The sequence below is a fragment of the Lactobacillus taiwanensis DSM 21401 genome (assembly GCF_001436695.1).
Classification (GTDB): domain Bacteria; phylum Bacillota; class Bacilli; order Lactobacillales; family Lactobacillaceae; genus Lactobacillus; species Lactobacillus taiwanensis.
On the sequence record NZ_AYZG01000051.1, the window covers coordinates 473,038 to 486,431 of the forward strand.

At 32.8% G+C, this 13,394-nt stretch carries 19 protein-coding genes; all 19 read right to left on the bottom strand.

Going from position 1 to position 13,394, the window contains the following annotated elements:
• Positions 1-5: 5 nt before the first annotated feature.
• The 19 genes from FD18_RS08550 to FD18_RS08640 all read right to left on the bottom strand — a co-directional run bounded on the left by FD18_RS08550 (position 6) and on the right by FD18_RS08640 (position 13,386).
• The gene (locus FD18_RS08550) at positions 6-557 is read right to left on the bottom strand and encodes a DUF4355 domain-containing protein (protein WP_057719490.1); all 552 of its coding nucleotides are present in this window, start codon (positions 555-557) and stop codon (positions 6-8) included.
• A 107-nt stretch (positions 558-664) separates the two neighbouring features.
• The gene (locus FD18_RS08555) at positions 665-961 is read right to left on the bottom strand and encodes a hypothetical protein (RefSeq protein ID WP_057719491.1); all 297 of its coding nucleotides are present in this window, start codon (positions 959-961) and stop codon (positions 665-667) included.
• Complete coding sequence (locus tag FD18_RS10300; protein WP_235499915.1) at positions 942-2,510, bottom strand: minor capsid protein; 1,569 nt, start codon at positions 2,508-2,510, stop codon at positions 942-944. Before FD18_RS10300 ends, FD18_RS08555 begins: the two co-directional genes overlap by 20 nt.
• Complete coding sequence (locus tag FD18_RS08565; protein ID WP_057719492.1) at positions 2,494-3,900, bottom strand: phage portal protein; 1,407 nt, start codon at positions 3,898-3,900, stop codon at positions 2,494-2,496. The genes FD18_RS10300 and FD18_RS08565 overlap by 17 nt, the downstream gene beginning before the upstream one ends.
• Positions 3,901-3,912: 12 nt before the next feature.
• On the bottom strand, positions 3,913-5,184 hold the full coding sequence (locus FD18_RS08570) for a PBSX family phage terminase large subunit (RefSeq protein WP_057719493.1): 1,272 nt from the start codon (positions 5,182-5,184) through the stop codon (positions 3,913-3,915).
• The gene (locus FD18_RS08575; RefSeq protein WP_164477444.1) at positions 5,171-5,593 is read right to left on the bottom strand and encodes a terminase small subunit; all 423 of its coding nucleotides are present in this window, start codon (positions 5,591-5,593) and stop codon (positions 5,171-5,173) included. The genes FD18_RS08570 and FD18_RS08575 overlap by 14 nt, the downstream gene beginning before the upstream one ends.
• A 14-nt stretch (positions 5,594-5,607) precedes the next feature.
• Entirely contained in the window at positions 5,608-6,000 is a 393-nt protein-coding gene (locus FD18_RS08580; protein WP_057719495.1) for a hypothetical protein, read from the bottom strand.
• A 382-nt stretch (positions 6,001-6,382) separates the two neighbouring features.
• Positions 6,383-6,826, bottom strand: coding sequence for a super-infection exclusion protein B (locus FD18_RS08585; RefSeq protein WP_235499916.1), 444 nt, complete (start codon positions 6,824-6,826; stop codon positions 6,383-6,385).
• A gap of 374 nt (positions 6,827-7,200) precedes the next feature.
• Positions 7,201-7,656, bottom strand: a complete 456-nt coding sequence (locus FD18_RS08590) for an ArpU family phage packaging/lysis transcriptional regulator (RefSeq protein ID WP_083486780.1) — start codon at positions 7,654-7,656, stop codon at positions 7,201-7,203.
• A 14-nt stretch (positions 7,657-7,670) separates the two neighbouring features.
• Complete coding sequence (locus tag FD18_RS08595; RefSeq protein ID WP_057719497.1) at positions 7,671-8,009, bottom strand: VRR-NUC domain-containing protein; 339 nt, start codon at positions 8,007-8,009, stop codon at positions 7,671-7,673.
• Between the two features lie 165 nt (positions 8,010-8,174).
• Positions 8,175-8,333, bottom strand: coding sequence for a hypothetical protein (locus FD18_RS09890; RefSeq protein WP_164477443.1), 159 nt, complete (start codon positions 8,331-8,333; stop codon positions 8,175-8,177).
• Positions 8,333-8,530 (bottom strand): hypothetical protein, encoded by a 198-nt coding sequence (locus FD18_RS08605; protein ID WP_057719499.1) that lies wholly within the window; start codon positions 8,528-8,530, stop codon positions 8,333-8,335. Before FD18_RS08605 ends, FD18_RS09890 begins: the two co-directional genes overlap by 1 nt.
• 2 nt (positions 8,531-8,532) lie before the next feature.
• Positions 8,533-8,766, bottom strand: a complete 234-nt coding sequence (locus FD18_RS08610) for a hypothetical protein (RefSeq protein WP_057719500.1) — start codon at positions 8,764-8,766, stop codon at positions 8,533-8,535.
• Between the two features lie 475 nt (positions 8,767-9,241).
• On the bottom strand, positions 9,242-10,546 hold the full coding sequence (locus FD18_RS08615) for a VapE domain-containing protein (RefSeq protein WP_057719501.1): 1,305 nt from the start codon (positions 10,544-10,546) through the stop codon (positions 9,242-9,244).
• Positions 10,543-11,343, bottom strand: coding sequence for a bifunctional DNA primase/polymerase (locus tag FD18_RS08620; RefSeq protein WP_057719502.1), 801 nt, complete (start codon positions 11,341-11,343; stop codon positions 10,543-10,545). Before FD18_RS08620 ends, FD18_RS08615 begins: the two co-directional genes overlap by 4 nt.
• Before the next feature lie 2 nt (positions 11,344-11,345).
• Positions 11,346-11,654, bottom strand: coding sequence for a hypothetical protein (locus FD18_RS08625; protein WP_057719503.1), 309 nt, complete (start codon positions 11,652-11,654; stop codon positions 11,346-11,348).
• A gap of 14 nt (positions 11,655-11,668) precedes the next feature.
• Entirely contained in the window at positions 11,669-12,256 is a 588-nt protein-coding gene (locus FD18_RS08630; RefSeq protein ID WP_057719504.1) for a single-stranded DNA-binding protein, read from the bottom strand.
• Positions 12,256-13,023: an ATP-binding protein gene (locus FD18_RS08635; RefSeq protein ID WP_057719505.1), complete on the bottom strand. Its 768-nt coding sequence runs from the start codon at positions 13,021-13,023 to the stop codon at positions 12,256-12,258. The genes FD18_RS08630 and FD18_RS08635 overlap by 1 nt, the downstream gene beginning before the upstream one ends.
• 3 nt (positions 13,024-13,026) lie before the next feature.
• Complete coding sequence (locus FD18_RS08640) at positions 13,027-13,386, bottom strand: hypothetical protein (RefSeq protein ID WP_057719506.1); 360 nt, start codon at positions 13,384-13,386, stop codon at positions 13,027-13,029.
• Positions 13,387-13,394 lie beyond the last annotated feature (8 nt).

The window sequence follows — 13,394 nt, forward strand, 5'->3', positions numbered from 1 at the left end:
GTCTCCTAATTAAATAAATTCATATGTGTTCTAATCATATTTACTCGTTCAACAGGGTCTTGAATTTTTTCAATCTGTTCACGAGTAAGAGTGTCATTATTCGTACGTGGTGTTTTTCCTTTTCTGAAATCATCACGTACTTCATCACGAATACTCTTAGCAATTTCAGCTAACATTTCGACATTAGCCTTAGTTGTTTCAGCATCCCCGGTAACAACCAAATCAAGTTGCTTATCAGTTAAAGTTAGATTGTTTTCACTAAGCATATCTCGGGCTTGATCACGCATTTCATAACGTTGAAGCTTGGCCACCGCATCATCACGTTCTTTAGCTGTTTTATCAAGTTCATAATCTTTCTTTTGATCAGAATTCATTTTAGCTAACTTAGTTGCTTCATCCTTTGCTTTGCTAAGTTGTTCAGCCTGATTCTTGCGTTCTCGTTCGATACGCTTATTAATCATTTCATTAACTTCTTCTTGTGTAAAAGTCTTAACGGATTCATTTGTTTTATCCGCGGTTTGTGAATCTGTCTTAACTTCTTGATTTTCGTTTTCCATAAATAAATCCTCACTTTCAGTTAGTGGTTAACTTTCTACTCAGCAGCTTCTTTAATGCCTTGCCACAGGAAAAAAGGCAAAATAAAAACGACTATGGAAATAGTCGCTTACTTTAATTTTTCTTTCTCATACTCATCTAAAGTCATTCCAAAATACATTTTAAATTTGGAATTATAATCATTATTTATTTCCATTAAATTAATGTATATATGTTCATCACTATTAAATTGAGATAAAACTTCATAATCAGCAAAATCTTCTAATTTAACAGAATCTTTTACCACTATACGATGATCTTGTATTTTAAATACTTGTTTAAAATCTTGATTATCTATAAATCTTTTAATTCTAACAGGTGGAATAAAACTTAATAATAATTTTTGCTTAAGACTTCGGTTGTACATAAACGAATAACTTACCTCCATCATTTTTTACATAAAAATCTTGACCGTTTTTTACTAAAAACTCTTTTTCATCACAAAACATTCTAGCAGCATCCCGTCCAAAATAAACGCCTTTTGTACCTTCTGGAATATAATAAGTAATTTTATAATCGCTCTTGAAACTACCATTAAATGGAGATGTGCTTTTCATATTTTTAAAGATATTTTTCTTACCATCTTCTGCATATTTAGTATAAGCTTCATATTCTTTTTTATTAACATAACGTTGAGTAGTAAAAGATTTTAATTTCGGAGCTTTATCTATAGCAGAATTAAGGTTTTTATCAATGCTTTGATATCTCTCGACTGCCATATCAATCTGCTCTTTTGTATATTTATCCTCCCAGCCTTTTGTGCCGTCTCGCAACCAAGCATTATATCCTTCTGATCCAGAAATATATTCACCAACGGCTTTCTTTTCGGGTTCTTCTAAAGATTGATACCACTCATTAGATTTCTTGTTAAATAGAGTTTCATCTGCATTAGCAAATTTAGAAACATCGTAAAATGGATTCTCTTTTTCAACTTTTTCATTTTCTGCTTTTTTAACAGAACTTTCTTCATCAAGCCAATAAGCTCCAATTGAGCATCTACAATTGGGATGAACTGGAATATCAGGACAATCATCAACTTCATAAATTCCTTCTGGCAAGTTGCCACCAGAATTACTATGAGCAATTTCACGACAATACTTGCATGCTCCAGGTTCTATATACCACTTACAATATTTATAATCATTTTGCTTTAATGATAAAACTTGTGCTTCATGCTGGACTCTTGATGATTCAGTTCTTGCAATTCTTTCAGCAGCATAAGCAGAATTCTTAACTGTACTTTTAACTAATGGCTTTAGATATTTAACCATCTCTTTTGGATTATCTCCACGTATCATAGCAGTAGCAAGTAAGCCATCTAATCGAGCTTTTAAATTATCAATATTTGCCCATATATTTTTACTAAATGCACCCACTGCAATATTAGCTGTGGCACTATCAATAACCGCAGGAGATGCCCAAATATTATTGCTGGTAGTAGCTTTAAGAATACCCGCCTGCCTTTTCATCTCATCAAAATAATCTTTGTAAACTTTATCAGTGATCTTAGTTTCAATATCCACCCCTAAGTCAAGAAGATGTGTTCCTACCTCTGATTTTAGAAGTTCAAGCTGATTAATTCTCATTGTGGCATTGTAAACTTTCAATCTCTCATTAATTTCTTGAGGAAAGTTAGAATACTTAATCTTCTTACCCGCTGCTCTCATTATATTGGCTCTATTAACTACTTGTTGGGCTAATCTCTCATACTCGCTCATCTGGCTAGCAGTAACTAAATTACGAATGCCACCAATACGGGTTAATTCATGTTCAATTTGTTTATTAATATTATCTACAGCGATCTGATATGAACGATCAAGGACTTTATTGAATCTACTATCTTTTTGCAGCTGCTTTAATTGCCACTTGTGTTCATTAATAGCACGTAATTTCCAATAGTTATTTCTCTTTTTCATCGTCCTCATCCTCGTTTACTAGATCAGGATTAGAACCAATTGCATCTTGAGCCTGCTTAATTGCCTCAGTTTTCTCTTTCGCAATTTCATCAAGTTCAGCTTGAGGATCAGTAACAGTAGAAATCATTGAAAGTTGTGTCTTATGAGAAACAATACCCTCAGCATTTTTAGCAGTTGAAACTTCATCAGCTAAGTTAGCAGGAATATTTCTTGTAAATTTAAATGCCAAATCTCGCCATGCTTCTGGATTATCTAGGACATTTGTAAATGTCGAAAAAATAATCTTATAAAGCTTACGCAAACCTTGAGTGAATTTACGTTCTTTAGTCATTGCTCGATTTTCCATTGGCATTAATTTATATCTGATAGCCACACCAGAGGAATTACCAGAAAAGGCTTCATCTTTCATATCTGGAATACCAGTGTCTTCATGAATAGTTTGATTAAGATGTTCAATCATATGTTCCTGGATATTATCACCATCTGGACGTTCCAGAAAACCAATTTTCATGTTAATAGCATCGGCCCCATCAACTTGAATGAAACGATTTAACCGCATTAATTTAATTTCATCTTGTTCAACGTGACCACCTAATAAATACATATAGCTATCAGCTAGGTAATTAATATTATCTAGCTTTTGGCTTAATGTATCGTCTAGTGCATCAACCAGAGTTAAAATACCGCCACCATATAAGGACTCACGTTCTTCTGTTTCATAAAATTCAACTGCTGGAACTTGACCATAAATATTAACTCCATCTTTAGATTCGTTTCCATCAAAAATGTGATCAATTAAAGAATCGTTTATTAAATCAACTACATGGTTTGCATACCAAACAGTTGCATTTAATTCTCCCTTGCTTGTTCTGTAATATCGAACAAAAGCTAATGGTCTGTGACTAACCGTATCATCATAGATCATAAAACTATGCGTTGGACTTGAAACAGTTACACAAGTATTTCCATCTTCATCTTGATACACATAAAAAAGCGAACGTCCAAATATATCAACTTGTTTGGATAGTTCGCTTGTTTTATCAAAGATTGAGTTAGTGCTGTTCCAGTCTTGCAATGTTTCATTTTCATTATCATCCGGAAGTGTGATTTTAGGAGGGATGCCAGTAAAGAAACCATTATAAGTATTAACCAAGTACCTTGGCATATTATTAACTAACTTAGGTGCAACCCCACTAACCTTATTAGGCTTATCTAAAATATCATGCTTTCCAACGTAATAAGCCATTAACTTATCATATTTTTCTTTCGCTATCTTTTCATTTCGATTGATTAACCACCTAAGTTCATCAATACTTAATTCTTCTCCTTTAGCATAAAGAAACACATCATTTTTTAGTACCTGAACTTTATCATTAAATGTTTCTGCCATTCTTTCACCGCCTTAAAATAAAACATTCTTAGTAAATTTAATCGTTGGACTACTGTTACCATTTAGTTCTTCTGAACCATATCTAATTGAATCTATACAGTGGTTATATGCGTCAATTGGACGATTAGTATATTCATTAGTTTTCTTGTCTTTCACATAAGTATAATTCTGCAATTCTTCAATAGTCTTAACGCAACGATCATCAACCACCCACTTAAACTGCTGCAAGAATTGAATACCCTGAATGATGGAATCTGGTCCCTTTAATGCTGGTCGAATTCGATAAATTCCATCTCTCCGCATTTCAGCAATCGATTTCTTTTCAGCACTATCAGCTGTGATTACTTCCTTGCTATAGCCCATATCCTTAATTACTTGCGCTAATTCATTGTTAAGTAATCCTTTCTTAACAAACTCATCAATCACATAAATAACCTTGTTTTTCATATCTATCTTGGTATGAGTGAATGCTGAAGGATCGTTAACATAACCAAAATCAAGACCAAAGTAATCAGGAATATTAACTAAGTCTTTGCTATGAGGATCTAATCTACGAGTTTCAAAACTTGGAAAGACCAGCTTATCAAGTGTCGCAAACTCACCTAATGTATAAATCTTGTAATAAGCTGGATTAGTATTTTTCAGCTCTTCAATTGTTCTGATATTATCTTCATCTAAAAATCTATTATCTTTATAAGTTGATTGATGGATAGCTACCCTTGACCGGTCATAATCTGCACTTGGATCAAACCAAGTCTGATAAGTCCAATTAAGCTTGCTAACTGGATTAAACATACAGAAAATTTGTCTTTGCTTATGTTTTGGTTCACGAAGTCTAAGAGTTAACTGAGTGTAGTCATTATGATTAAACTCACTTGCTTCTTCCATAACCACATCAGAGAGTCCCTTAATAGATTTAATCTTTTCTGGGTCGTCTAATCCCTTGAAAAGAAAAACCGCACCATTCGGTAAATGAATAGTACGGTTTGATTTATTAATTCTACATAATGGCAATATCTGCCAATTGGATAAGCAATCAATAACATCGGTAAAAATAGATTCTTGAATGTTTCTATCAACTTTTCGCATCCATAAAACTTTTCTAGGTGTTGGCCAATGCTTAAGAGATTTAAGAATAACTTTTTGAACTACACCATGAGACTTGCCAGAACTAGCACCACCATACCAGACTTCTGTAAAGTGGGTATAATCAAAAAGGTTATCAAAGATCTGCTTATTAAAAATATTATAGGGTTTAGGGAAGTTTAAATTAATTGTCGGCATCATAATCCCCCATTCCTATTTCAATGCTTAAATCGCCATTTATTTCTTTCTTATCGGTCCAAGCACCATTACGCTTACCAATCAATTCAGCTGCTTTAATTCTATCTTTAGCTGAAACTTCAACATTAGAATAGACACCTTTTGATGTTGCTACCGATTCAGTCTGTTCACCACGCATTACCGAAGTAAGATATTCCATGACTTCGGTCATATCTGCTGTTTTTTCAGATTGAATTTCAGCATTGCGTTTTTCGATAGCTGCTTTAATGTCTGGTTTTGTTAGGTTTTCTTGACCAATTTTACGTGCCGTCTTTTTAGAATAACCAGCTTTAATGGCGGCTTGAGTAGCATTACCAGAGATAATGTACTCATCAATAAATCTACGTTGTTTCTGTGTCAATTTGGTAATGCTACTCACCTCCTTTATTTTTTACCTAACCAACTCATTACAAATTGAACAATACTTGGCAATATTAACAAGAATATATAGATAAAGGAATAATTTTTCTCTTCGGTTGTTTCTGTTATCTCTTTTCCAGCATATCTATACTTTTTACTTGTTACTTTTTTAACTGGATAAAAAATTTCATTTAATTTAGCAAAATTTAATTTATTAAATGTCAGTGCTATTCTGGAGCTAATAAAAATATCTCCTATAACAAATAACCCTAATAAAGCAGGATTATCAAAATTCACATTAGCAATCGGTGCTATTAATGAAAATAGTACAACTAAAAGGCCTAAAAAGGTATATCTTAGTTTTTTCGCAGTTGCTACTATACAAATCAAGGCTAAAATAGTTAAAAATGCCCACACTGCAATACTTTTAATGTATTTTACATAGAGCGGACTATAGTTAATTAACAAATATTCTATAAGAATTAACAAAGAAAATGTAATAACAAAAGCAATTAATATTTTAAAATATTTTTCAACAATTTCACCTATTTTATCAACCCATCCACTTAATTTATCAAAAAAATTAGTTTTTTTCTTTTTCAGTTTAATTCACCTCAGCAAAATTATAAAAAAGCCTAACATATAATGCTAGACTTTTTTTGAGATGAATATAAATTGTTAGCCCAAATTAGGACTATGGCAAAGATAGGACTTGCACCTATGAAACCTTTCGGTGACGGATTTACAGTCCGCTGTCGTTGCTACTGGGCCACCACCTTAATTGTGAAAAATGAAAAGACTAGCTTTTACTAGACTTAATTAATACTTCTTCATGTTCTTTTAAAAAGTTGAGTGCTTTTGGTTGAAGAATATAAAGTACTGGTGGATCATTTATATCTTCTATTTGACTCATACGCAAAACAGTTCTCCTTTTTAATTTCGCTATTACTTCATTTGCTAATAGCATTAACACGTTAGGATTATTTTCTTTCAAATACCCCTTATATTGTGGCGGATTATTATACAGCTTTTTAACAATCTCTATCTCATCATCTGATAAATTTAGCATATATTTTTTAAATTCTTTTTCACGTTTAATGTAAGTTAATTTCTCCCAAATAACTTTTCCTATATCTAAAAGAATAGTTACCCAAAAAATAATACAAATTAAAAAAGATGGAACTGCTAAAACAGAAAATAGTTCTTTACCTCCAGATAAAGTTTCAATATATTTTCTACACAACAAAAAATGCTAAATCCTATAGCTATTCCTAACCTAGTCTTCACGTCAGACTTAAAAGCCTCCCACGCTGTTTTTAATGTTTCTTCCAATTAATTACCTCCATTTGTTTCAAAAATAATTATAAAAAAATCAAGTCTAATTAAAAGACTTGATTTTATGAAACAAACGGATTTTTCAGTCCTTTTTAGGACTACGGGAAATACTGGAATCGAACCAAGCTTAATGTCTCACCATTTAGAGATATTTCCCACCTGTTAAATACATATAGAGAGGAATTCTATTAATGCGGTGAATTAATTTTTATTAACTCACAATATATATTTAACCATAGCTAAGGACTATTGAAGTACCATAATTATACCTTCAAAGTACCCTTACTTATATTTATGAAGATCAATAATGGGTTCACAGTTGTTTATCCTCTGCCAGTAATCAAAACTGTCTGCAAAATCATAAAGAGCTTTCTTACGGGTATATCCAAGCTTGTTATGTTCACAAAATAATTTTTTTTGAACTTCATCCCATGACTGCTGATAGATAAATAACCCTAGTAAAACTTTCCTTGAATTATCAGAACAATGTGCAATAGTATCAGCAACTGCTTTAATCATTGCTTCTGCATTAAGTCCACGAATAATTGCAGCTTCATTATGATTTTCTCCATTACTGTGACCAGGAGCAGCGCTTAGTACAGGTGACTTTAAATCTAAAAGATCATGACCGCTCATTAATAGCAATCTTTCAAGATCCTTAGTTAAAAACTTAGAAACAGATTTTCTAGTTTCTTCTTCATCTAATTCTGGAAATAATCCTAAGCTCACTGTACCCACTCCTATATAACAAACTAATCATAGCCGTATCCGACTAAACCACCATCAACAATCATTAAAGCATCTTTCACTGACCTAGCAATTCCATGAATCACATTGTGCGATTGTAAAAACTCATGAAAACGTAACTGATCTTTACGAGGTTTTCCCGTTTCAGATTTAACCTCAATCATAAAAATCTGGTTATCTACCCAACGATATCCCATTAAATCAGGGAATCCCTGAGGTAGTCCCGTATCAAACCAGCGTTTATCAATCGTTTGAACTTTCCCCACGTTTGTACGAAACACACTACATTTGTGCTGTGATAATGCAACCTGAATTAATTTTTGAATTTCATGTTCACTTGCCATTATGTACCACCAATTCTCTAGGAGGATTATAAGTTAGTCTTCCACACTTTTTACATTTGTAATAAGTAATAAATTCTAGAAAATACGGTACTGAATGACAGACATATTCATGATGACAAAATATCTTTTTAACTGAATTACGCCATTTAAAAAATGTATCTGTAATCATTTCCACTTCACCACCACTGTTTTTAGAAGACCTTTATTATCATATCCAAAATCATAATCGACAATTGTAATTTCTTTATGTAGATTTACCCAGTCGTTAATGTCTTTAATAAATTCATCTATATGATTATTACATTCAAAAACAAATAATTTCATTATTTTTTCTCACTTTCTTGAGTTAATAATTCTGTTTGACTAGCTTCAAGGTTAACCATTACCATCCCTTCACTAATCTCATTAAGTCTATCTAGTGATACATCATTCGTATCAGCAGTAATTTGAAGGGTTACCTCCCCCCCTGATGTCTTAAATGACTTGATGTTTCCTTTAAAAATAATTACTTTTCCTTGCATGATTAATCCTCCATTAAATAAACATTACTGTGTTTTTGTAGTTCGCCTAAAAGCTCAGGAATTGAGTCGCAACAAATTAACCCATCGTCATCTGTAATTCCTTTACCATTTTCTAAGTTAATAGCACAGTACTCGTCATCGTCCAAAGAAGTTAAGATAACTTCATGTGAAAATCGAGATTCTATTTTTAATAAAAGATGATCTCCAACATCTGGCATTTTAAATTTAGTCTTCATTTACCAACCTCAATAACTAAAAACTATATAAAACATAAGCATAAATACTATTGAGCCTAGCCAAAACGATGTTACCGTTTGTAAGTTTTTATTATCTGAATGTTCAGAATTATATCCAGCCCATATCAATGAGATAAGTAATAGAAAACCTAGTATTACTTTTGCATCGCTTAGCGTCATTTTCATGTTCATAATTTTTCCTCGGAAAAGTGACAGTCGAGGGTACAGTAAAAAGATTAACTGTCACCTCAATTAATTCTTACAGCCACAAGAGATTTAAAGCTTTAAATGTTAAAAAGTGACAGTAACTTTTTAAAAACTTTTTATAGGCTCTATACCCCTATATATTTATATATATTATTTATTTACTTTTATTAGATATTTACTGTAGTAGTGTCACCAACTGACTTAACCATGCACTATGTAAGTGTTTTGGAAGGTGACAGTAACTGTCAGCTAACTAACATTACTGTCACTACTTTTGGAATCCTCTAATAGCTTTTCCATTAATTTTCTTTCGAGCACCAACTTCATATCCTAAATGTTCCATATAATAACGAATATCACGAGTTTCTTTCGTGTTTCTACTTAACGCATTTTCATCTGCAAACAGTTTGAAAGCTAAATCATTGTTTGAAATAAAATCAGTATTTTTAAATTCATTTTCAAGTACTGTATTAAGTTCATCTTCAAGACCAGAAGTATAACGAAATTGCTTTCTATTTTCTTTAAGTAATTCTTGTTGATGTTCACTGAGTAAGAATGGATCGTTAATACTCTTATACAGATGAACTGCTTCACCCCATACTTGTTGTACGTACTCATCAGATAAATCTGTAATGGGTGATTTCGTTTGCCGTTTTCCATTAGCGAAAATTGAAATAAATCTTCTATCACCTGATCTGTCTTTTAAGTGACGAACTTCATTAGTAGTTCTCGCTAAGACAAATTTCTTTAAGAAAGTTTCTGACTTACGTGCATAAGCTTTACGGTATTCAAAGCTTTGCATAGTGATGAATTTTTTAATTTCTTCAAAGCTAGCTGAATTACTTGCTGTCATTTCATCATCATTGACAATTAGTGCATTCTTCATAACTTCAAAGTCATCTTTATTGCTGAAAGTATTAAATTGATCGGTATATAGCCCAAGTGGTGCTAATTTTTGAAGTAGTGAAGTTTTACCTACACCTTGACCACCTACTAAATCAAGTACAAAGTCAAACTTAGTTTTAGGATTAAAAGCCTTGGCCACTGCTCCCATAAACCACAATTCCGTAATTAAGAAAGTCGTTTCATCATATGGTGCTCCCAGATACTCAACAAATAATTTATCAAGCCGCTCTTTTTTATCCCATTTAACATAAGCTTCATTCATGTAATCAATAACCGGATTATATGAATCCATATAAGCAACATTAGTAATTGCTTGATCAATAACATTATTTTTAAAACTTGCACCATCATATTTTGAAGACGATTCAATATAAAGTTCAATGGAGTTAATTGCCTGATCGGTATATTGACCTTTGCTAATCGTAATTAATCCTAGTTGCGTTTTGATCTTGGTATCTCTAACAACATCGATTTCTTGTGTAAACTCATTAAACCTAAATAGATCTTTTAAGTTAGGATCTGTTTTAAGAATTAAGACAACGTTTTTAACAGAGGTCGTTCGCAAAACACCAGCAGTAGTTCTTTCAAAAATTGACTTCTTATTTTCGCTAACTTTAAGCTTTTCAGCTTCTTCTTTATTTAAGTTCAGAACCTTTTTGTCTGTCACGAAATACCCCTCTTTCTATTTTCTTTTTCAATCATCGAATTAACAGTTCTTTCTACCTCATTTATTGGTAATGGATCGGAAGAATTATCATTTGCTATCATCGCTAATTTAGCTGCTGCATAAGGATCCACATTCCGCATAAGTAAGCCACCCATAAAACTTGTCAAATTGTCATTACGTTTACCTTTATCACCAAGGCCTTGAACGATAGTTTCAAAAAGATCTGTTGTCTTAGTACGTCTTCGCATTCCTTGCAGAACTTCGGCAACTAAAGTAGGTGGCATATCTTTTTGCTTGTCTTTTATCAGATCAAGCAACCCCTGCGGGGGTGCTTTCATTGGTGCATTGTTAAGCCATCGATACTTCTTATCGCCTAAACTACTAGGCGCTACAACAACATAGTTATTTTCGTGAGCTTTAAGATCAACGCTCGGTAAGATACCAATGTTTTGACTAATTTTCATATCTTTAGGTTTGGCAAAGAAGAAATGAAAACCATTGTGTGCTGTTCTTTCTGTAAGAGTATCTTCAAACCATTCATCATGATTTAGTTTTTTGATTGATTCCATACCATCTACTTCACCAGAGTGACGATCAACATCAATAACGAAAAACTTATCAGTTTTAAGTGCAATATTTGCCAGAGGATATTTTTGCCAAATCTTTCTTATTTCATCAGGAGTAAGAGGTGGCTTACCTGCAAATTTAATCAGCGGTTTCTTACTCTGACCAATCGGAATTACACTGAAGCCACGATTTGCATAACTCACTGCATAATTTACTAAGTTAACTAGCATAGTTAGAATTCGTAGTCAGTGGAATCAACATTATAATCAATTTTTACCTTAGGCTTTGGTAATTTAATAATTGATTTAATTGCATTTTTCTTAACTTCCCAATCTGTCCAAATTGGATCTGTTCCGCACCCTGGATACCATAAGCCATTTCCGTGTTCCTTATTGATAGCAGTAGGAAAAATTAAAAAATCTTCTCTATGAGCTATACGCATATAATCATGTACATCATCAACAGAAAAACTAGTATAAAGTGGATAAACTTTACTCCCTAAGACAACCATAATTTCTGTTTTTGGATATTTGATTTCCATTATTCAATTCCTCCTTATTTTCCAAATGGTAAATCATCATCTGTAATCTCCATGCCAGTAGCTGCATCTTTAAAAGGATCTTCAACACTAGCAGTAGTAGGTTGTTCAGCTTCTTCAAACTTGTAGTTACGCCAAGGGTTATCTGGATCTTTCTTATTAGGACTTGACTTAATTGTTAGTTTAAGCAACTTACCAATAACGCCAGCTTCACGAAACTCATTTTGAATCATCTCGTAATCTTCACTTTCGTTAGCACCCATAAAAACTTTATCAGGTACATCAAAGCCAACCATAGCGCCAATTTTTTGAACCATTTTGATACTTCGAGCGAGAACTGATTCTGGCATTGGATCACCATTTGACTTTTTAGATGCAAGAATTGGAGTGATATGTTCTTGACGACCAGCTTGTTCTCCAGTTACTACATCAAAAGAAAATCTTACAAAATCAGTTCCGCTTTTTTCCCAAACACCATGATTAACTCCACTTAAAGTAACGGTATAAGTTCCATCTGGAATTGACTGAAATCCAGAGCTGATATCATCTTTTTTAGGATCGTACTTTTCACTTTTAACCTTATTTAATGCTTCTAATAATCCCATTACTTACTCTCCTTCTTTTTATTCTCTTTATATTGCTTTAAAACTTCATCACTAAACATTCCTTGACAACTAAGCAGTAGATCTAATACTCGTTTGTTAGTAATGTTTTCTGGTAAATATTTAGTTCTGGCTGCCTTTACTTCTCGCATGTAAGTAATATTTTGACCAGCTCCAACTTTTGAAGTTCTAATAACTAGATCACAGTTTCCATTGACCATGTTGTAGTACTTGTCCTTTAGAGACTGTCTGTAAGTTGTAATACCTGTATTTTCATCTGTGGTACTGATTTCACGACTAATATAAATTACATTCATCGGTAGGGCTTTAAGATCCATAACGAATTGTTGAAGAGCTGTGTTAAACATTGCATAGCCTTTACCATATGCAATATCTGATAAAGCTTGAACACCGGCATCAATACAAATTGCTTGCTCAATCATTACACAGATATCATCAATTACGTCAACGACAATTGTCTGAAAACGTTGGTCAGCTGGTCGTTTAGGATTTTCAACTTGAAGTGCTGTAATAATATCGTCAAGTTGTTTAATTGCTGATTGTTGTAACTTCCCGTTCTTATCTCTAATGTTTCTAATCTGGATACTTGGAGCTTGTCCTTGTTCTGAGTTCCCATCAGTATTAAGTACTAATGGATTAGGAAAATAACTCGCAAAGTATGACTTTCCTGACATTGTTTCACCCCAAATAAAGAAGTTGTGGGGTTGTGATTTAGGTTTTAGGGTTGCTACTTTTGGTAATGTAAGCATGTTTTATTTCTCCTCCTTGTAAGTAATAATGGTCGTTACGTCATCTAAAGCTCCAAAATGCTCTATCTTGATAACATCATGTTTTCTAGTAAAATCGTTAATTTCTGAATCATTTGAAACGTATTCAAAGGTCTTTTGTTTAATTGTGCTTAGTTTATCTTCATAAATAATCAGTACACTTTCATCGTGATCAGTGTCAGACATCTCTTGGTTTGCTGCCATTGATATAGAATTAGAATATTTAATATCAATTACTTCTTTATCAGCAATAAATTTATTAATTTGATCTTCTAAAATAGGGATTTTTCCTTTTCGATCGTCCCAACCACGCCAGTCTACTTGGTGCATAATTTTAACTTTCATGTGAAATC